The organism is Streptomyces sp. TRM49041 (assembly GCF_008271805.1).
Classification (GTDB): Bacteria; Actinomycetota; Actinomycetes; order Streptomycetales; family Streptomycetaceae; genus Streptomyces.
This window is the reverse complement of record NZ_VSRY01000062.1, coordinates 1-18916: the sequence shown is the minus strand read 5'-3', so window position 1 is coordinate 18916 and position 18916 is coordinate 1. Positions and strand designations below refer to the sequence as shown.

Annotated in this window: 18 protein-coding genes; 10 read left to right on the top strand and 8 right to left on the bottom strand. The window is 68.3% G+C overall.

All coding sequences use genetic code 11. From position 1 onward, the window contains the following. Positions 1-39: 39 nt before the first annotated feature. On the bottom strand, positions 40-357 hold the full coding sequence (locus FVS66_RS03515; protein WP_149179485.1) for a cupin domain-containing protein: 318 nt from the start codon (positions 355-357) through the stop codon (positions 40-42). Between the two features lie 50 nt (positions 358-407). On the opposite strand from FVS66_RS03515, the gene FVS66_RS03510 reads away from it, so the two are divergent. The 5 genes from FVS66_RS03510 (at position 408) to FVS66_RS03485 (ending at position 4449) form a co-directional block, all read left to right on the top strand. Further along, entirely contained in the window at positions 408-788 is a 381-nt protein-coding gene (locus tag FVS66_RS03510) for a phage holin family protein (protein ID WP_149179484.1), read from the top strand. Beyond that, positions 788-1930, top strand: coding sequence for a cystathionine gamma-lyase (locus FVS66_RS03505; protein ID WP_149179483.1), 1143 nt, complete (start codon positions 788-790; stop codon positions 1928-1930). The genes FVS66_RS03510 and FVS66_RS03505 overlap by 1 nt, the downstream gene beginning before the upstream one ends. 231 nt (positions 1931-2161) lie before the next feature. Then, complete coding sequence (locus FVS66_RS03500) at positions 2162-3058, top strand: LysR family transcriptional regulator (RefSeq protein ID WP_149179482.1); 897 nt, start codon at positions 2162-2164, stop codon at positions 3056-3058. 62 nt (positions 3059-3120) lie between these two features. Then, the gene (locus FVS66_RS03495) at positions 3121-3600 is read left to right on the top strand and encodes an NUDIX hydrolase (protein ID WP_149179481.1); all 480 of its coding nucleotides are present in this window, start codon (positions 3121-3123) and stop codon (positions 3598-3600) included. 396 nt (positions 3601-3996) lie between these two features. Then, on the top strand, positions 3997-4449 hold the full coding sequence (locus FVS66_RS03485) for a GNAT family N-acetyltransferase (protein ID WP_149179480.1): 453 nt from the start codon (positions 3997-3999) through the stop codon (positions 4447-4449). A gap of 19 nt (positions 4450-4468) precedes the next feature. Here FVS66_RS03485 and FVS66_RS03480 read toward each other — a convergent pair whose 3' ends face one another. After that, positions 4469-5839 carry a serine hydrolase domain-containing protein gene (locus FVS66_RS03480; protein WP_149179479.1) on the bottom strand — a complete coding sequence of 457 codons (1371 nt, stop codon included), beginning with the start codon at positions 5837-5839 and terminating at the stop codon, positions 4469-4471. A gap of 88 nt (positions 5840-5927) precedes the next feature. On the opposite strand from FVS66_RS03480, the gene FVS66_RS03475 reads away from it, so the two are divergent. Further along, complete coding sequence (locus FVS66_RS03475; RefSeq protein ID WP_149179478.1) at positions 5928-6605, top strand: GPP34 family phosphoprotein; 678 nt, start codon at positions 5928-5930, stop codon at positions 6603-6605. Between the two features lie 6 nt (positions 6606-6611). Here the strand turns inward: FVS66_RS03475 and FVS66_RS03470 are convergent, their stop codons facing one another. Next, positions 6612-7247: a LysE family transporter gene (locus tag FVS66_RS03470; RefSeq protein ID WP_149179477.1), complete on the bottom strand. Its 636-nt coding sequence runs from the start codon at positions 7245-7247 to the stop codon at positions 6612-6614. Positions 7248-7967: 720 nt separating this feature from the next. Here FVS66_RS03470 and FVS66_RS35665 point away from each other — a divergent pair. Further along, a complete protein-coding gene (locus tag FVS66_RS35665) occupies positions 7968-8099 on the top strand; it encodes a hypothetical protein (protein ID WP_262386791.1) in 132 nt (43 codons plus the stop codon). 646 nt (positions 8100-8745) lie between these two features. On the opposite strand, the gene FVS66_RS03465 is transcribed toward FVS66_RS35665, so the two are convergent. Together FVS66_RS03465 and FVS66_RS03460 are read right to left on the bottom strand one after the other, a co-directional pair. Next, the gene (locus FVS66_RS03465) at positions 8746-9216 is read right to left on the bottom strand and encodes a DIP1984 family protein (RefSeq protein WP_149179476.1); all 471 of its coding nucleotides are present in this window, start codon (positions 9214-9216) and stop codon (positions 8746-8748) included. Between the two features lie 385 nt (positions 9217-9601). Continuing rightward, positions 9602-9997, bottom strand: a complete 396-nt coding sequence (locus FVS66_RS03460) for a hypothetical protein (protein ID WP_149179475.1) — start codon at positions 9995-9997, stop codon at positions 9602-9604. 145 nt (positions 9998-10142) lie between these two features. Between FVS66_RS03460 and FVS66_RS34785 the strand changes: the two genes are divergently transcribed. The 3 genes from FVS66_RS34785 (at position 10143) to FVS66_RS03435 (ending at position 13352) form a co-directional block, all read left to right on the top strand. Next, complete coding sequence (locus FVS66_RS34785; protein WP_187645365.1) at positions 10143-10676, top strand: hypothetical protein; 534 nt, start codon at positions 10143-10145, stop codon at positions 10674-10676. A 336-nt stretch (positions 10677-11012) separates the two neighbouring features. Then, positions 11013-12230, top strand: a complete 1218-nt coding sequence (locus tag FVS66_RS03445) for a hypothetical protein (protein WP_149179474.1) — start codon at positions 11013-11015, stop codon at positions 12228-12230. Positions 12231-12950: 720 nt separating this feature from the next. Further along, entirely contained in the window at positions 12951-13352 is a 402-nt protein-coding gene (locus tag FVS66_RS03435; protein WP_376501253.1) for a hypothetical protein, read from the top strand. 12 nt (positions 13353-13364) lie between these two features. On the opposite strand, the gene FVS66_RS03430 is transcribed toward FVS66_RS03435, so the two are convergent. Genes FVS66_RS03430 through FVS66_RS03420 form a run of 3 tightly spaced genes read right to left on the bottom strand, consistent with a single transcriptional unit; the run spans position 13365 to position 18723 of the window. After that, positions 13365-16019, bottom strand: a complete 2655-nt coding sequence (locus FVS66_RS03430) for a TniQ family protein (RefSeq protein WP_149179473.1) — start codon at positions 16017-16019, stop codon at positions 13365-13367. Beyond that, positions 16016-17134 (bottom strand): AAA family ATPase, encoded by a 1119-nt coding sequence (locus FVS66_RS03425; protein ID WP_149179472.1) that lies wholly within the window; start codon positions 17132-17134, stop codon positions 16016-16018. Before FVS66_RS03425 ends, FVS66_RS03430 begins: the two co-directional genes overlap by 4 nt. Further along, positions 17131-18723, bottom strand: a complete 1593-nt coding sequence (locus tag FVS66_RS03420; RefSeq protein WP_262386790.1) for a transposase — start codon at positions 18721-18723, stop codon at positions 17131-17133. Before FVS66_RS03420 ends, FVS66_RS03425 begins: the two co-directional genes overlap by 4 nt. Positions 18724-18916: the final 193 nt, after the last annotated feature.

The window sequence follows — 18916 nt, the reverse complement described above, 5'->3', positions numbered from 1 at the left end:
TCCCCTGAGGTGCCCCCTAGGGAAGCCGGGGTCTCCAGGTCAGCTCTCGGGCGGAGAGAACACCACCATCACCCGCAGGTCCTCGGTGATGTGGTGGAACCGGTGCGGCTCCCCGGCCGGTACGTAGACGACGCTTCCCCGCCCGACCTGCTCGGTCTCCGTGCCCACCGTGATCGAGGCCCGGCCGCTGACGATGAAGTAGACCTCGTCCTCCTTGTGCGGCTGCTGCGGATCGAGCTGCCCGGCGTCGAGCGCGTACAGCCCCACCGACACGTTCCGTTCGCGCAGGAACTGGAGGTACGCACCGTTGTTGGCGGCACGCTCCGCCTCCAGTTCGTCCAGCCGGAATGCCTTCATCGCCTGTACGCCCCTGCCTAGTTCCGATCACGTCTGCCACGATCAGACACATGATGAATTTCGTAGTCAAGACGCTCGCGAACGCCGGCGCCCTGGCGGTGGCGATCTGGCTGCTCCAGGACATCACCCTCACGGGCGAGAGCACCGGCCGGAAGACCTGGACGCTGATCCTGGTCGCCCTGGTCTTCGGCGTGGTGAACTTCCTCGTCAAGCCGCTGGTGCAGCTGTTCACCCTGCCGCTGTTCGTTCTCACGCTCGGCCTGTTCACGCTGGTCGTGAACGCCCTGATGCTGCTCCTCACCTCCTGGCTGGCCGACCAGCTGGGCCTGGGCTTCCATGTCGACGGCTTCTGGACCGCCGTGCTCGGTGGCCTGATCATCTCGGTCGTGTCGTGGGCGCTGAACCTCGTACTCCCCGACGGCCGGGGCTGATGGGGGCGGAACAGGACTGGGGCGACGGCACCCGCGCCGTACGGGCGGGGCTGCCGGAGCCCCGGAAGTACGAGCCGACGCTGCCCGGACCGGTCTTCGCCGCGCACTACCACCTGCCCGGCGAGCCGACCGGCCCGTACACGTACGGGCGTGACGAGAACCCGACCTGGACGCTGCTGGAACGGGCCATCGGCGAGTTGGAGGCGCCAGGGGACGGCGCGGTGGAGACCGTGGTCTTCGCCTCCGGCATGGCCGCGGCCTCCTCTGTGATGTTCTCGCAGCTCACCGCGGGGGACGTGGCCGTCCTGCCGTCCGACGGCTACCAGGCGCTGCCCCTCGTACGCGAGCAGCTCGAGGCGTACGGGATCGGGGTGCGGACCGCGCCGACCGGCGGCGACGCACAGCTGTCCGTCCTCGACGGCGCGAAACTGCTGTGGCTCGAGACGCCCTCGAACCCGGGCCTCGACGTGTGCGACATCCGGCGGCTGGTGGCGGCGGCGCACGACGCCGGAGCGCTGGTCGCCGTGGACAACACACTCGCCACGCCCCTCGGGCAGCGCCCCCTGGCGCTGGGTGCCGACTTCTCGGTGGCCAGCGACACCAAGGGCATGACCGGGCACGGCGACATCCTGCTCGGCCATGTCACCTGCCGGGACCCGCGGCTCATCGCCGGGATACGGCGCTGGCGCAAGATCACCGGAGCGATTCCGGGGCCGATGGAGGCGTGGCTCGCCCATCGCTCCCTGGCCACGCTCCAGCTGCGCGTCGAGCGGCAGTGCGCCAACGCCCTCGCGCTGGCCGAGGTCCTGGCGGGCCGCGAAGACGTGACGGGGCTGCGCTACCCGGGGCTGGCGGGCGATCCGTCGCACGAGGTGGCGGCGGGCCAGATGCGCCGGTTCGGGTCGGTCGTGTCCTTCGTGCTGGCCGACAAGGACCGCGCGGAGCGGTTCCTGGACGCGCTGCGGCTGGTGGACGACGCGACGAGCTTCGGCGGTGTGCGCTCCACAGCGGAGCGGCGCGGGCGGTGGGGCGGCGACGCGGTGCCCCCGGGCTTCATCCGCTTCTCGGTCGGCGCGGAGGACCCCGGCGATCTCGTGGCCGACGTGCTGCACGCCCTGGACATGTCGACGGGGCGGAGCTAGCGGAGCGGGGCGGCGGGCCGACGGGCCACCGCACCGGAACAGCTACGCGAAACGGACGGTCCGAGCCTCCCCCCTCATGGCTCGGACCGTCCTGCCTCATGTGCCCGAAACCGGCCTGAACCAGGCTAGTTGACCCTACGTCAGTATCCAATCACGCTAGCGACAGCGACCTATCGACATATTTATAGTTGTACGGCTCGGGGGAGGCGCCGACCAGGAAGAGGGAGGGGCATGGATCTGAGCCTGCTGCGGACCTTCGTCACCGTGCACCGATCCGGCTCCTTCACCCGCGCCGCCGCCCTTCTGGGGCTCTCCCAGCCCGCCGTGACCAGCCAGATCCGTACGCTGGAGCGCCAGCTCGGCCGTCCGTTGTTCCTCCGGCAGGCCCGTGGCGTCACACCCACCACCGTCGGCGACGAGCTCGCCCACCGGGCCGCCCCCCACCTGGACGCCCTCGTCGAGATCACCGAGAGCGGTCTGCACGGGCGGGTCGGGGCTCGGACCCTCCATCTCGCAGGGCCGCCCGAATTCCTCTCCCTACGGGCGTTACCGGCGCTGACGCCGCTCGTCTCCGAGGGGCTCACGCTGCGGACATCGTTCTTCCGCGCCGCCGAGGAAAGCCTGGACGGGCTGGCCGCCGGCCGCCACGACCTGGCCGTCGCCACCGCACAGCCACGCGGCGGGCTGCTCACCGCCACACCACTGTGCGACGAGGAGCATGTACTGGTGGCCGCACCGCGCTGGGCCGCGCGGCTGGCGCCGGATGTGCTGCTCGACAGGGGAGCCGTGGTCCTGGACCAGCTGCCCGTGGTCGAGGTGCACGAGTCGCTGCCCTTCGTGGCCCGCTACTGGGCCGCGATCTTCGAGTCGAAGCCCGCCGCCTCCGGCACGGTCATCGCCCCCGACCTGCGGGCCGTCCTGGAGTCCGCCGCCTCGGGCGCCGGGCTCGCCGTGCTCCCCCGTTATCTGTGCGAGGAGGCCCTGGAGAGCGGCCGTCTGGTCGAGCTGCTCGACCCGCCCGTCCCGCCGCTGCGCACGTACTTCCTGATCGTCCGCACCGGCACCCTGGCCCTCGCGCACATCGCGCGGGCCCACGAGACGCTGCTGCGGGCAGCGGCCGAGTGGTGACCGTGTGGGGTCGGAGTCCCTCCGCGCGTTTCAAGCGGAACGACATGGGCCATTTTCATGCCATGACCGAACGTCCAGTGGTCAAGCGCACCGCACGCGCCATCCTGCTCGACGGGGACGACCTGATCCTGATCAAGCGGACCAAACCCGGGGTGGACCCCTACTGGCTCACCCCGGGCGGCGGGGTCGAGCCCGGGGACGCGACCGTGGTCGACGCCCTGCACCGGGAGGTCCACGAGGAGCTGGGCGCCAAGATCACCGATGTGGTGCCGTGTTTCGTCGACACGGTCGAGCACATCGTGGACGGCGGCGTATCGGGCGTGAAGGTGCAGCACTTCTTCGTGTGCCGCATGGAATCCATGGACCCGGGACAACGACACGGCCCAGAGGTGGACGAGCCGGTCGGCGAGTACGAGATCGTGCGGGTGCCGTTCAGCCGGGTCGGTATCGCCGCGGTGCATCTGGTTCCGCTGTCGCTGCGGCACTATCTGGACGGCAACATCGAGGGCGTACGGGCGATGCACGCACCCGATCTGGGGTGAGCGACCCTGTCCGGCGGCCGCCACCAGCTCGTCGAGCGAGTCGTGGCGGATACGCTCGCACAGGACGCCGACACCCCGCAGCACGTCGACACCACTGCGGATCATGCCGGGCCGGCGGCCGCGGCCGAGGTGGCGAAGGTAGTCGCGAGCACCGCGGGGTCGGGCTTCACGGCCCCCTTGCCATGAACGCCGCGTGAACAACGCCGTACCGGACATGGAATCACCGGAGGAGCTGGTGCGGCGGCACGGTGTTTCACGTGAAACCACTCAAGCGCCCCGTTCGCCGGGCGCTCCTCGCCGTCCACGTCGCCGTCTCCATGAGGCCGGCTGGGCCTGTCCCACACCCGGGGCTGACGCGCAGGGGCCGCCGTCTGCGACGGCGGTAGTCTCCGCGCCATGAGCGATCTTGAGATTCGGCGCGCGACACCGGCCGACGTTCCCGCCATCGTGGCGATGCTCGCCGACGACCCACTCGGCGCCCAGCGGGAATCGCCCGATGACCTCGCGCCCTACTTCGCCGCCTTCGAGCGCGTCTCCGCCGACCCTCACCAGCACCTGGTCGTCGCCGTGCGCGACGGCCAGGTCATGGGCACCGTGCATCTCACGATCATTCCGGGGCTGTCCCGGCGCGGCGCGACCCGCTCGCTCATCGAGGCGGTACGGATCCACGCGGAGGCACGCGGCAGCGGGCTCGGTACGCGGCTCATCGAGTGGGCCATCGCCGAATCACGCCGCCGGAACTGCGTGCTGGTCCAGCTGACCTCGGACGCCTCCCGTACCGATGCCCTCCGCTTCTATGAGCGACTCGGCTTCACGGCCTCGCATGTGGGTTTCAAGATGGCGCTCTGAGGCCGTTTCACGTGAAACATCAACGGGCGCCCCGCCAGCCGGCGTCGTCGACCCCGCCCGGCACGGCATCACCCGGCTCGTAGGGCTCGCGGGTGAAGACGAAGGAGCCGAGGTCGAGGTGGCTCACCGTGCCGTCCTCGCGCCGGACGACCCGGAGCACCTCTCCGTCGTAGTAGGCGTCGAGTCCGACCCAGGTGCCGTCCGGGCGGGCCCGGAACCGTGAACCCCGCCCGGCACCGCGCAGCGGCTGCAACTCCACACCGCCGTCCTCGATCACCCGCAGGGCGTAGGCATATGTGCCCCAGTACCAGGGGCCCGTCAGGGCCAGGAGCGACGGATCGGCCGCGGGCAGCGGCCTCCACGGCGCCGGCATCCGGGGCTCGGCCTGGGCCACGATCCGTACGAGGTCGGAGGCGAGCACGGCGCTCTGCGGCCCGGAGGTCGCGTTGGCCAGGACGACAGCGGCGACATCGTCGTCCACGCTCAGCCACATGCCGGCGACGAAGCCCGGGAGCGAGCCGGAGTGACCGACGAGGGTACGGCCGTCCTGCCGCATCAGTTGCATCCCGAGCCCGTAGCCGCTGTCCCAGTCCCCGGCAGCGGGCGGCACGGCATGGGTACGCATCTCCCGGACGGACTCCGCGGACAACACCCGCTCATCGCCCTCGGCGAGGAAGTTCGCGAACCGGCAGAGGTCGGCGGCGGTCGACCAGAGCTGACCGGCAGGAGCCATCAACCCCAGGTCCTCGACGGGTTCGGGCAGCAGCACATCGGCCCAGGGGTGCACCGCCCAGCCGTCTGCGTGCGGCGCGACAGGCCGTGCCGTCGTCCGGGATAGCCCCAGCGGCTCCAGGACCTCCGCGCTCAGGGCCTCCTCCCAGGACACGCCCCGCACCGCCGCGACCAGTGAACCGAGCAGCGTGTAACCGGTGTTGGAGTAGTGGTGGCGGCGCCCGCGCGGATGCGCCAACGGCCGCTCGCCGAGCACGTCGGCGAGCTCCGGGCGCAGCGAACCGGGCGTACGCTCCCACCAGGGACCTGGCGACTCGGCGGCCAAACCGCCGGTGTGGCCGAGTAGTTGGGCGATCGTCGCCTCCCCCACGCCGGTGCCCGGCAGATGCATCTCCAGCGGGTCGTCCAGGCCGAGCAGCCCCTCGTCACGCAGCCGCATCACCAGCACGGCGGTGAAGGTCTTGGTGATGGAGCCGACCCGGTACTGCGTATCGACGGCGGAACCGACATCTCCGCACGAGCCCGTCCACACCACGCGGCCGCCCCTGGCGACGGCCCCGACGAGTGAAGGTGCCCGGCCTTCCGACTGGCCGACGGCGATCCGGTGGAGCAGCGCACGCTCCGTCCCCGGGAGAAGCGCTTCGAGTGATGAGGTCATGGGCCCCATGATCCATCCCCCGGCACGCAACCTCCGCCCGGACCGTGGCGTCGACCTCTGTGACCGTGGTGATCGAGGGGAGCCGTGTATGTCGCAGCTGTACAAGTCCGTGACGCTGAGCGAGGAAGTCATGCTGCTGTCGCTGGACGACGTGTCGGGTGTGGCGAAGGACCGCTCCTCCGCCGGCTGGGCCGTCGCGGGCGGCACCCTCCTGGAACTCGCCCTGAGGCACCGCGTAGCCGTCACCGGCGGCCGTCCGAGAGTCGCTGACGACTCACCGACCGGCGTCCCGCTGCTCGACGAGCGACTGAGCCGGCTCACCGACTGGGCGCACCGCAACCGTCGCGGGAAGGTCACCGACTGGCTGGCGAAGGACCAGACGACGGCCGTGCGCGCGACGGTGCGGAGCCTCTGCGAGCACGGCCTGGTCGTGGAGGAGCGGCACCGTACGCTGGGCCTCTTCCCCGTACGGCGCTACCCGGAGGCCGACGGCTCGGTGGAGCGCGAACTGCGCGACCGGCTGGCCCGGGTCGTCCTGGAGGGCGCCCGTCCCGACGAACGCACCTCCGCGCTCATCGCCCTGCTGCAGGGTGCCCGGCTGCACCGCATCACGTTCCCGGACGTGCCCCGCAGGCGGGTCGAGCCCCGCATGGCGGAGATCGCCGAAGGCCAGTGGGCGGGCGCGAGCGTCCGGAAAGCCATCCGCGACATGCAGGCGGCGATGGCCGCGGTCACCGCCGCGACCATCGCGAGCACCGTCGCCTGACGGAGATCAGTCCGCCGTCAGCAGCAGATGAACGGCGAGACCGGTGATCAGGGCGCTGGACACCAACGTGGTGAGCAGCCTCCCCCGGCCACCGGTCAGCGCCCGCCCGAGAAGCGCGCCGCCCCCGGCGAGAAACAGCTGCCAACTGGCGGACGCCGCAAAGGCGGCGGCGACGAACACCCCCTGTTCCAGCACGCTGGGCTCCACGGCCGAGCGGCTTCCCAGCACCAGGGCAGCGAAGTAGATCACGGTCATGGGGTTCATCAACGTGATGCCCACGAAGACCAGATAGGCCCGCAGCGGCCCGAGAGACGCGCGGTCCGATCCCGCTGCGACCGCATGCCGCCGCCGGTACTGCCGGATCGCCGCGGCCCCGCCCCGTACCGCCAGCCCGATCAGCACCATCCCGGACACCCAGCGCAGCGGCCCCATGACGGGCTGAAGGACCGGAATGAGCGCGGACCCTCCGGCCGCGGCGACCAGGGCGTAGAGCCCGTCGGCGGTGGCAACACCCAGCGCCGCACAGGCACCGACCCGCAAGGACGTGCGCGCCGTCAGCGCCACCAAGTAGGTCCCCACGGCCCCCACCGGCACGGCGATCCCGTACCCGGCGAGGAGCCCCGCGACCAGCGCGGTGATCACGCGAACACGCGCGTCGACCCCCACCGCCGGCCGACCTGCTGCTGACGCCGCGAACAACGTACGGCGGAGGTCGGCAGCAGCGGGCGGGCACAGGTCTTCGTCATGAACCGCATCCTGCGAACGGCCACCCCTGCCTGGCAACCCATTTCCGCGCTGTGGGTTCTCACCGACCGCTTCACATGACGCGCTCCTGACCAGCGGCTCTGTAGCCGATCTCGGTGGATGACGAGGTTCCTCGGATCTCAGGACCGTGTCGTTTCCTCACCGGACAGTGGCTCGCTCGGTGTTGTCGAGGGCCGGAAAGAGGGCGCGGGCGCCCTCTGGGCCGGGCGCGACGAAGACGCCCTCCGCCTCCACCGCGGCCACTCACCCGCAAGGGAGTGCGGGGCCACCAGGAGCCCGGCCAGGTGGCTGGGCCCCGGGGGTCGGCCATGTCCCGCGCCCGGGCCAGCGGTGCCCGTGCTCCCCGGATCCTTCCGCGCCGCCACGATCTCCCTTCCCGGTTGCACGTCCTCGTGGCGACCCGGGCGGGTGGGCAGTGCTCGCGGTCGACGTCGCCGGTACGGCCGCGGCGAGCGGGCTCGGCAAGCCGCTGCTGCCGACGGTCACCAGGGAGGCGGGGGCCGAGAGCGGAGCGACCCTGCGGTCCCCACCACGGTGGAACATGGGGGGGGTGCACCAGAACTGGGCGTCCAGAGGCCCGCACAGAAAGGAAGTCGTATGACCGGCCCCATGACCGAACGGCTCGTCAAGGCACTGCACTTGAGACAGCACTGGCGGGTGGAGGCGCGGTCCCGGCCCTCGGAACGTCCGCCACGGCCGGGCCTCCCGCAGCAGCCCGAGCGGCACTGACGGCCACTCCAGGTCCTTCACCACCGCCTCGTCACCACGCCGCACACTCAGCCGTACCGGCGCGGCCACCGCTGTACTCATCGGACCCACCAACCTCGGGTTTCCGGAAGCGGCCCTCTCAGCCGCCGAACGCCGAGGTCCTGCCCCTGGTACACACGAAGACGACGATCAGAGTGGTCCCGTACACGAAGAGGGGAATTATTCGTTCACGCCGCATGTGTCCTGTTGCACTGCGTCTGGCGTGTGGCATTTGGCGGGCTGCTGACTTGCGCGGCTGCCAGGTCCTTTGAGATCGCCGGTAGCCAGCGCTCTCAGACGACCCGGCTTTCGCGGAAGTCTCATTCGCGAAAGATGCAGGAGAACCGCTGAAGTCGCCAACAGCGTCCGCCGGAAATCGCCGTTCTCCATGGTGCTGCGATGTGGAAGCCCCGAACCCGCCCTCGCCGCCTGGATCTGCACGTGGTGATGTGCTGTGCGATGTGCACTGTTACCTGTACGCGGTGCTGAGCTGCACTGTTATATGGGGAGTCGAACCCCCGCGTTGCTCTTCACGCGCCAGGAGTGGGCTGGAAAACCGCCAGCCCTCGGTGTGTGCACGCCTCCGAAGCAGCTACCTACTCCACATCGTCCCAGCCTGCTGGACTACTCAGTCCAGCAGGTCGACCTCCCAGTTCGTACGCTGGATCCGCACATCGACCTCGCGGATCTCTCGGGCGATTGCATCCGCCTGACCGCGCAGTTCCGCGACCGGAAGCGCGCAAAGCATCATCAGCTCGGACCGAAGCTGCCGACCGTATCCCCGCTCGCCCTTACCCGCTGCCGCGTCCGCCGCCGCAGTGACCACAGAGTGACGCAACCGCAGGACGTCCCGGCGTGCGAGGGCATCGGTGAGCGTCCCATCTGGACCCATCTCCACGGTGGCATTGGTCCGATTGATCCGCCGGATCAACGTTTCCAAAGCATCCAGCACCTCACCGGCCTCAGCCAATAGCTGAGCTGCATCCTCGGCGGGTGTCTCCCCTTCCTGGTACCGCGCACTGCTGACGACGCGCGCTCGCAGCTGTTCTACACGCCGCGTCGCCTCCGCACGTTCTGCCAGTGCCTCAGCAAGCTTCACTGTCTCCACCTCCCCCTCCAAGAGCTCGCACGAGTATACGAGTGCGAATCAACTCATACGCACCTGGATTCTGATCCGCTGGAGTCCTGACCAGCCACTGGAGCCAGAGCGGACGCCACGAAGGAGAACTACTGGGAATCTGACAGCCTCGGCGCGTCAGGGCAGCCTGGCTCCCACTCCCCTGTCCGATTGGCCACGCGGTGGACATCGCCGATGGGAAAAGGACACGGGATTTGAGAACCCACATGTGCTGTAGGTTCTCACTTTCGGTGTCATGTGCCGACGCTATGACCTGGACGTTCCCCTCCAGTCTCACGACGTGTCGTAGGCGGCTGTCTCAAATCGATGTCATTTCCTCAGACTGCCCAGCCGGCTGCGCCGGACCTCATGAACCTGCATCGGCGGCCGTCCGTTCCATCCACTCCCGCACCTTCACTGCTTGCTCGATGCGGTTGACGATGTCCTTCTTGGACGCCGTATCCAAGGTCTCCGGGATCTTGTCGAAGGTGTCGGGAAGGACGTCGAGGAGACCCCAGATCTGCTCGCCGGTGCTGACGGTCAGCAGTTGCTGGCACCTCCACTGCAGCGGCACCTCGGGACGGTGCGTGAGCCGCTGCACGAGCGTCGGGAACAGGTAATGCGTCGCTTCTGCGGCGAGGTGCTCTCGTAGCCAGTCGACCGGGAGCCGCTGGCTGAAGCCATGCATGGCGGCCTCCTGGGCCAGGTCCAGCAGCTGAGCGCTGTCGACGGCTCGGATGGTGCGGGGAAGGGTCGGGGTCATGTCGCGATGATGCCAAGAAGTCCTCGGAACACCGAGAGGTCGGCGGGATCGGGTTGCAATCTGTCAAGGAACTCGGCCCAGGCTTTCTCAAACTCGCCGGAGGTCACCCTTCCACGGACGGCTCGCCCTTTATGCGGATCCATTCGTGGATGGTCTCGATGGCGTCGAGGAGGTCCTGGAAGGTGCAGAGATCCCGGTGCTGTTGTCGGACCTAGCCTGTTGCCATGTCCCCGTACTCAAGCTCGGCTTCCCCGCTGCTCCAGACGATGAGCACGGCGACGAAGTCATCGTTTTCGAGCGTCATCCAGGTGCTGTTCTTGGTTCGGCCGCCCTCGGGCGACTGCTGGACCGCACCCGTGATTCCGCAGGATTACAGGCGTTCCTCATGCTCGGAGAACCAGGCCTGGAGCCTCTGCGGCAGTTCGACCGATATAGACTGCTTTTGTTCGCTTTGTCTCATGGCTGGGCGATGAACCCTGCGGATCGGTCGAGCTGGAAGGGAGATCCGGCCTTGGTTGGTTCCCAGCCTCGGTCCCGTGCTTCTCGGATGCTGGCAGCAACGTGGGCTGGGCGGATGGGCACTGCCTCGGCACCCACCCAGTTGCTGGGATGGGCCTGGCCGCTGGTGACGATCAAGGTCGCGCCCGACTGGCTGCCGCTGGCCGCTTCAACTGCATAGGTCTCGGTGTCCAGCAGAGTCCCTGCATGTAGGAGGGCTTCCTGCGGATCCGCCAGCGGTACTCGATCCCGTCAACGGTTATGCGCCGGGAACCCTTCTTGTTCAGCGCCATCTTCGCCTCCTCCGCTGTTGGACTGTGCTGTGTCGCCGCGGTCGCGAAAAGCAGGTTGCACGCGAACGTACCGAACGTCATCGCCGACAAGCACCTTCGGGACTACGGATGGGTTGATCAGCCCATAAGTTGGTGTCAGTGCCGAGCGACCCGGCGCATCGCACCCACCCCGGGTGCACTCACCGCGATCGGAGAGCACCTTGAAGAACAGCCCGTTGTGGCGAGTGGTTGACAACGAGAGCGGTACCCAGTCCATCGTCAGCACGCCCTCCGAGGCGGTCGCGTTCGTCAACAGCCGGTTCGACACCGATGACGACGACGAACCCTTCAGCATCACCGAGGTCGGCCCTCTCCTTCCGAAGCCACTCAAGATCATCACCGCATGGGCCGCCGAGAAGGACGGCGAGCGAACCGACGGGCGTACTGCCCCGATCACCATCAGGCCGGTTGTGACGGACAACGCCAGCGAGTGCGACGACGTCGTGCTCTGGGGCGACCTGTACGTCTCCTGGGACCACGACATGTACACCGTCGAGGAGCCGGACAGCTCCGAGTACAGCGAGGCTTACAGCGCAACCGAGTTGAGTGCGATCCTCGACGAGTACGCCGACGACTATGAGTACGCGCCTGAAGGGCCCGACAGCCACAGGTGGCCGAAACCGGAAGAGTTGATCACCTACGGCGCCCAGGAGTGTGCCAAGCGGTTCGGGCACCTCGACGACGACGCCCTGTTGTGGCTCGCTGCCACCCGCATCACGCTCGCCGTGTGGCGCAACACACCTGTCGAGAACTGGCATGCCGGGAAGAGTCCGCTCCACGACGGCACAATGATGCGGATCAACACGGCAACCACCCGACTCGTGCGCTCGATGCTGTCGTTCGACCATGTCGACTGGATCGGTCTCGGTCTCGCGATCGTCAACCCGTCCCGGGTTCTACCGACAGGGCAGTCCGTACTCGAGCTCGGGCTGGCCTGCCACAACCCTGACGACCCGGCGCACGAGGTTGATCCGCGAGAAGAACTCGCGGAGATGGCGCAGGTCGCGATCTCATGGGGGCGAAGGTACTGCCTTCACGAGAAGGAGTTCGGCCTGCGAACCCTGATCGAATCCTTCTGTGCGTCCGACAACGGCTGGTTCGGAGCACCGAGTTGGGGGCGCATCGTCGATCGGTTCCTTACGGCTGTCGACGACCGGGAGAATGCGCACTGGCGCATATACCGGGACAAGCCTTGGTTCGACGAGTGGTTCACCAACCGGCCGGCCGACATTGCGGACACCACGGAATTTCGTCGGCTGCTCCTTGCCGGGCCCGACCTGCTTTCCGAGGAGGCCGCCGAATGGTGCGTGGATGGTGCCATCGGCTACGTCTGCCAGGACGACCACGCGAACGACTGCTGGCGGTGCGGTATCCCGCTGGCAACGGAGTCCCCCAACGAGTGAATGTGTGCACCAGCATAGAAAAGCAGCAATCCACTGACCGCACTCTCTCCCGCCTACTCGGCGGCCTCCCCTGCTTGGGGAGCCAGTCGCGGCTCCACTGACTGGAGATGTGCGGGTGCTTCTGACGGATCTGTGGCAGCAACGCTGGCCCGGCTGCCCGCCGGTCGGCCACAAGCTCCGTGAGCCCTACAGGAATGTCTGGGTCCGCTTCCACAGTCCGTCGGGTCTTTGACATCAGTATCACCGGCCTGCCGGTTTCTTGATAACCACGGCTTCCACGACACGGAGGTCGAGCAGGTCGCCGGACCTCCGGGATCATGACGCCACGCAACTCCGATACTTCAATCAGACCGGATGGACCGCCATCTTCAATGGCACTAAGACCGAGATCGGTCGCATGGTGCGCGTGGAGGGATGGGATCCCGCAACCGGGACAGCCTTGGTGGTCGACCCGCAACGAGGGGCACTGCGCCAGGTCACGGACTACGTGGACTTCTCCCACTTGGAGCGGGCCGATCAGGTGGTCGCCGCGATACCCGGTGGGGGATGGCGGGCACACTGGACGGATGAAGGGCCGGGTGGATCACCTCTCACGGAGCAGGTGCTGGCCTGGTTGATCACTTCGCAGGGCCGGGCGACTGCCATCACAGTCGATGCTCAGGGGCATGTGGAGGACGCCGACAGCGCCGACGCCTTCATACCGCCGGGTGAGGAGCTTCAGTGACGGCGTCGATGCCGCAACAGGCGGGCCCGGCGTCCGAGGGTCGGGCTTCTGATGCCGACTGGGAGGCTCCCTACTACCGGGTTCGGGCCGCCGGCTTCCAGGTGCTCTTCCTCGTGGAACCGGACGAGGCGATCGAAGAGGTCTGCAACGTCGATGCCGAGGTTCATCTTGCCGACGGGTCGCGCTGGAGTTCCACGATCTTCACTCTCGCCGAGGTGGATCGGCTCATGCGGAGCTGGGAGGCGAGCGGAGAGGCGGTCTCCGGGCAGTGCTTCTTCTGCGCGGACGGGCTGATCGTGCGGAATCCCGGCATCGGCAGCATGGTGCGCGTGATTGCCGGGCTCGTGGCATCCGGCGAGTTCGACGGGGTATTTCGACGCATTGCCGACCCGGAATGATCATGCCGCGTCTCAGGGCATCGTGTTGTCCTGCATCTTTCGAATGGCCTTGAGCACCTTCTTCCCCAGGGGAGTGAGCGTCATGGGCCTACCGCGTTCCGCCCGGACCAGGAGTGGTCCGCCGAGTTCTCGTTCGATCCGGTTGATCTGTGCGACGAGGGTGAACGTGTTGAGGCCGAGGCCGCTCGCTGCGGCACCGAGGCTGGGGTAGGCAGATGCAGCCGCGAATCGGCTCAACCGTTCGCTGGCCCCCTGGCCGCCGAGTGCCGGCCGAAGGATGCTTGGTGCTCGGCTGGCCTGGTCGATTGCCCGAAGTACCTGGCTGTGACTGGATCCTCCGCGTGGTCGCAGCGGAACGTTGTGGGTCTTGGCCCAGCGGGCCATGTTCGCGGTGCTCATGCCAGCTTCTCGGGCGAGGTCCGGCAGGGTCCGGCGGCGGTGGACGTACTGCTCGATGAGCCAGGCCCGTTCGACGGTGCCGCGGCGCTTGTAGTCCTTGGGGCCCTCGCGGAGCGGGATGCCGTACTCCTTGGCAAGGTCGGTCAGCACTCTGCGGGAGAAGCCGGTGAGGGTGGCGATCTGCTGGAGGGACCGGTGTTCGTCAAGGTAGAGCCGGGTGAAGCGCTCTGCCGGAATGGCTTGCCGGGCCTGCTGCCGGATGCGGTCGGCGGCCCTGGCGGTGCTCTTCGTCAGCGGGGGTGCAGGGGCTGGATGTTCGTCGAGAACATGTCGGATGGCCTCGACGGTCGTGCCCAGAACCTGGGCGGCGTGCTGAACAGGGTGCTGGCGTTCGCGGACAAGCTGGTGCAGGCGGGGTAGGTCGACGTGTGCCGGGTCGGGGCCGGGAAGGGAGAGCCCTGCCAGCAGGGTGGCGGGCGGCTGCCAGGTCATGGGCTCGTCGTGGATGTGGTGTGAGGCCAGGAAGTTGAGGGCTTCCTGCTGGAGGGCGTGCGCGAGTTCAGGGGTCTGAAGCGCGGTGAACCGCAGGGACGTCGCCCGGAACTCTGCACTGTCGGGCCCGCCCAGGTCGTCGGGGGCAGACTCGGCGGGCAGGCCGCTGAGACGTTGGAAGAGCTGGCTGCGTGCGATGCGTTCGCGCCGTCCGGTTCCCGGTGGTGTTCCGGTGTGGCGGCAGATCTCCAGCCAGCGGTCATGAGGAAGCAGGCCGGTGTAGTCGAGGAGTCGGCGCCGACCGTAGTCGATGGGGGTGCTGTTGGCACCGAGGTAGTCCGCGAGCCGGTCCAGAGCAGTGGCGATGTCCGGCCATTGCGGAAGGTCGTCGACTTCCTGGAGGAGGCGTGACACCTCAGTGCCGTCGATGACGTCACCGATCAACCCGGCTGCCTGGTCCAGGGATGTGCGGCTGTCGGGAATCAGCAACAGGGAGGCGAGAACGGGAGCCAGAGCCCGCGCATGGATTCCTTCAGGTGGTGCGAGGCGGATCGTCCAGGGCGGCCAGAACATCGTGGGGATCTTCCTGGCTCGCTGCTCGATGTCCCGAGTGGTCCGGGTCGGCCGGCGGGGGGTCTCGGTCATGATGCGGTAGCGGACGTATTCGCTGGGGCGGAGGGAAGGGGCGAGGGCCGCCAGGTGCACGGACTGCAGCACCGGGCTGATGCCCCTGCCCCAGCTGTCGATGCTGGTCGCCGAGATCTGCGTGAGTTCCTCGCGTACTGCTTCCAGCAGGCTCCGCAGGGCCTCGCCGGCCGGGTGGATTCCTGGTTGCTCCAGGATGCTCAGGGCCATGGTGACCGCGACGGCCGTGTCCGCGGCTCGGGGCGGGGCCATGAACCCCGGACGTTCCATGGCCTGTCCGGTGTGCGGGGAGACCGCATCGGTGCTGAGGTGAGCTTCTGCGATGTCAGCCGGGATCTGTTCTCGTAGGACAGCTGCGGGCAGGTCGCTCAGGACGCGTATGCCCAGGGCCCGGATGTCGGCCAGCACCGCCGAGGCCGGCTGGGGAGAGGTTCGGTAGGGGCCGAAAGCTGCCGTTGCCCCGTCGATGATCTCCATCACTCGGTCCTGCGCCGTGAGAACCGGATGGCCAGGAGGCAGGAGGAGCGTCGAAGCGCGGGTCAGATCGGTGCCGCAGCCCGCCGAGAACGGGCGGGTGGGGCGGGTCGGTGGATTGCCGCAGAGTTCAGGCCGGGGGACGGACCGGCCGGAACGGGGCCGCTGCCGCAGCACCCTCCCGCAGTGCGGGCAGCAGTCCGCCACCAGCCTGCGGTGCCGGGTGCAGGCGAAGGAGAAACCGAGCCTCCAGGACAATTGCCATCGCCCACCAGTGGCATGAAGGCACTCCGGACAGAACCGGGATCCCCCTCCGCGGCCCCAAAGGACGTGCCGTGACACGGCCCGGCCCCCGGCACTCAGGTGGAGGGCCCGTCCGTCGTAATGAGCCAGGGTCAGGGCAGCGACTGTCTCCGGGGACGTCCCGGTGGCGTGCGCGACGGCATTGGTCTGCTGCTCGTCGAGGACGATCGTCCAGTCTGCCGGGATGCCCCTGAACTGGTTTCCGGCCCGGTGCCGGACCGGGAAGCCGAAGTGCAGCAGGACATCACCGAGCGCGGTGTCCATCCGCCTGGCCATCGCCTCCAGCCATGAGTCCAGAGCCTCGCCGGGCAGTGGAGGCAGCCGGATCGGCAGGGTGCGGACCGGCGTTCTCATGCGGGTCGCAGGCTCCGGGGCCGCGGGCGGCTGGTCAGCCGTTTCTTCTCCAGCGCGGCCTGCAGTTCGAGGCGGGCGGCCTCGGATGCCTCGTCGTTCTTCACCCGGTCCATGAGCTCCTGGTCAAGACGTTCGGCGCCGGTGCGGACCGCCCGCTGGCAGCTGCGGTTGATCAGCGTCATCAGCGAGCCGATGTGTCCGGTGCTGCGGGCGAAGAGGTAGTCCGACAGGTCGTCCGCGAGCATGCCGGGATGCTTGTCGGTGAGCACGACTCGCTGTTCGAGGGCCAGCAGCATCTGCCGCCACTCCCGGCGCCCGGCCTCCATATCGATGGTGAACGGACGAAGCCCGAGGCGGGTGGTGCGGCGGCCGGTCTGGGCCAGAGCGGTGTCGCGCCCGTTCGTTCCCTCGCCGAACAGGCCCTTCTTCGCGAGCTCGACCCCCACCATCAGCAACGTCACCGGAAACTCGTTGGCGATCCACTTCAGGTGGTTGCTCACCTCGATGCCGCTCTTCTGTCCCCATTTCAAAAAGTGCAGATCGTCCAGAACCACCAGGCGGACATCACAGGACAGCACGCAGTCCAGCACCCGCCGCCCGAACTGGGCGGTGGTCCCCCGCATCTGTCCGGGGTGGCCGAAGAACTCCAGCATGGCCCGGTTGAGATCCTTCATTCCGGTGTTCCCGGTCAGCCCGATCCGGCAGACCGGGATCCGCTCGTGCCCCTGGCTGGTGAAGGCTCCTGACTCTTCGATCTCCCGCTGGTGGAAGTCGCGGGCGAAGGCAAGCACCGAGGTCGTCTTACCCAGCCCTGGGAACGCGTCGACGGCCACCGCCCCCTTGGCCTTGTCGCCGTCCTGCTCGTTGCTGTCGACGATGTCCCATAGGTCTTCATGGAGCTCTGTCAGTTGCGGCGTCTTGACCGGGCCGATGTTCGCGTGCCACTGCCGGCGCTGACGGTCGTAGTCCGCCCGCGCCTGTGTGGGCAGGGACTTCAGCTGCTTGCGGGTCAGCAGGTCGGGCCGGCTGCGGCGAGGGCTCTCTGCGAACGCCTTGAAGTCCTCCTTCCGCGACAAGGCAAGACTGCCCGGATGCGGAACGCTGCCGTCGTTCACACGTCCTCCAGGGCATCGGCGTAGAAGTCGTCCTCCCCGGCGAGGTCCTCCAGATCGGCCTCGTCGTCATCCCCCGTCTCCGTCACCACGTCGGGCTCCCGCAGTTCCGCGGTCTGCTCGTCCTGGCCGAGGGCCTTGCGTACGGACGGAAGCGAGACGACCGTCTCCGCCTCACTCTCCGGAAGCTCGATGGCGGCCTGCTCGCGCGAGAGCCGCAGGGCCATGCGCCGCTCGGCGATCGTGGTGCCCAGCCCGAGATTCCACCGCTCCAACAAATCAGCGACGGCAAGCCGGTCGTCAGGAAAGCGATACTTCGAGGCCGCCAGCTGCCGGGCGAACGTCAACGCGTCCTCGCTCAGCGGCATCTCGGCCGACGGCGCGTGCTCCCAGACCAGCGTGCGCCAGGCCCGAGTAGCCGGATCGCGGAAGTAGATCCGGGTGATGTCGTCGGGGTCCACCTGGAAAGGCCAGCCGTTCTTGACCGGACTGTCGTAGGGGCTACGGACTCCCGGCTCGGGCAGGCCGGGGCCGCTGTAACGGCGGCGGCCGATCTCGACCCCGTAGTGCTGGACCGTGCGCCACTTCGTCTGCAGGAACTCGTAAGCCAGGTCCCGGTCGCAGGGCGCTTCGATGTAACCCGCCCGCGCCATGCCGTGCTCGAACATCTTCACCGGGGACATCCGCAGACCCGGCAGACCCGGATCGACCAGACTGGAATGCGGCCGGAAGTGATAGACCGCCGCGGTCCACTCCCGGATGATCGCCTCAAGCTCGTCGAGGAAGAAGAACGCGTCGTCCTCCGGGCTCTCACCCCGCGAGTGGATGTCGGGGCCCTTATAGCCGGGCAGCACCTGCAGCAGCCCCTCCCGCAAAGTCCGGAAGTAGCGCTCGACCGGCCCCTTATCGCGGCCCGTCCGCAGCCGGGCCGGCTGGATGGAGATGCCCATCCGTCGGCAGACACTGGTCAGGTGCTCCGAGACATAGACCTTGCCGTGGTCGACGACCAGCGTCTCGGGAACCAAAGGCGGCGAGGCCAGCCCCGGCCCGGTGGCGCCCTTGACGTCGACCAGGACGGTGCGGGGGATGCCGTGCTCGGGCCAGACCGCGTGCCGCGGCCAGTCCCGCCCCGCAAGCCGCGGCCGAAATGACTGGAACAGCACTGCGCTGACATCCACCGCCTTCGTCGAGACCGGCGTGAGCCGGATCCCCGTGATGCAGCGGGTGTACCAGTCCATCCCGACACTCAGCTCGGCCTGCACCCACTTCAGGGTCAGCGGGTCGAACGCGAAGACGTCCAGGCGGGTGGAGTCCATCAGCAGGTACTCGCCCGGCCGCGTCGGCCGCAGCTTGCCGTACGGACCCTCCGGCCGATCGGCGATATCCCGGTTGCGCTTCGTACTCAGCCGGAACAGCGGGTGTCGCCGCTCCAACTCTGTGAGCACCCGGTAGGCCGTGGCTTGGCTGGGCTGGGGTACGACTTCAGGACCGAACCGCGCGATCACCCGGGCCTGATTCCGATCTATGACCATCTTGCGTGATGGCTTCGACTCTCCGGTGTGCTCGACCATGACTTCCAGCGCGGTCTCCACCCATCGGTCATCGGCCCTGCCGAAGGACCGTGCCTGGGGACTTGTCCGCTGGACCAGGCCGGCCTCACCGTGTCGGCGGTAGTCGGCGACCCACCGTCGAATAGTGCGATCAGTGAGGTTTTCTCAACGGTGATCACTTCCAGATTCCGTTGAGGACGAGTGCGGCTCGGGCGATGTCGCCGATCCGGCTGGG

What these genes read in the sequence shown, in the direction of transcription:
- FVS66_RS35665 (WP_262386791.1), top strand. Translation starts at nt 7,968, where the DNA reads ATGACCGGCCCCATGACCGAACGGCTCGTCAAGGCACTGCACTTGAGA.
- FVS66_RS03475 (WP_149179478.1), top strand. Translation starts at nt 5,928, where the DNA reads ATGTCGCAGCTGTACAAGTCCGTGACGCTGAGCGAGGAAGTCATGCTG.
- FVS66_RS03505 (WP_149179483.1), top strand. Translation starts at nt 788, where the DNA reads ATGGGGGCGGAACAGGACTGGGGCGACGGCACCCGCGCCGTACGGGCG.
- FVS66_RS03495 (WP_149179481.1), top strand. Translation starts at nt 3,121, where the DNA reads ATGACCGAACGTCCAGTGGTCAAGCGCACCGCACGCGCCATCCTGCTC.
- FVS66_RS03510 (WP_149179484.1), top strand. Translation starts at nt 408, where the DNA reads ATGATGAATTTCGTAGTCAAGACGCTCGCGAACGCCGGCGCCCTGGCG.
- FVS66_RS03430 (WP_149179473.1), bottom strand. Translation starts at nt 16,019, where the DNA reads ATGAGAACGCCGGTCCGCACCCTGCCGATCCGGCTGCCTCCACTGCCC.
- FVS66_RS03460 (WP_149179475.1), bottom strand. Translation starts at nt 9,997, where the DNA reads ATGACCCCGACCCTTCCCCGCACCATCCGAGCCGTCGACAGCGCTCAG.
- FVS66_RS03485 (WP_149179480.1), top strand. Translation starts at nt 3,997, where the DNA reads ATGAGCGATCTTGAGATTCGGCGCGCGACACCGGCCGACGTTCCCGCC.
- FVS66_RS03515 (WP_149179485.1), bottom strand. Translation starts at nt 357, where the DNA reads ATGAAGGCATTCCGGCTGGACGAACTGGAGGCGGAGCGTGCCGCCAAC.
- FVS66_RS03480 (WP_149179479.1), bottom strand. Translation starts at nt 5,839, where the DNA reads ATGACCTCATCACTCGAAGCGCTTCTCCCGGGGACGGAGCGTGCGCTG.
- FVS66_RS03500 (WP_149179482.1), top strand. Translation starts at nt 2,162, where the DNA reads ATGGATCTGAGCCTGCTGCGGACCTTCGTCACCGTGCACCGATCCGGC.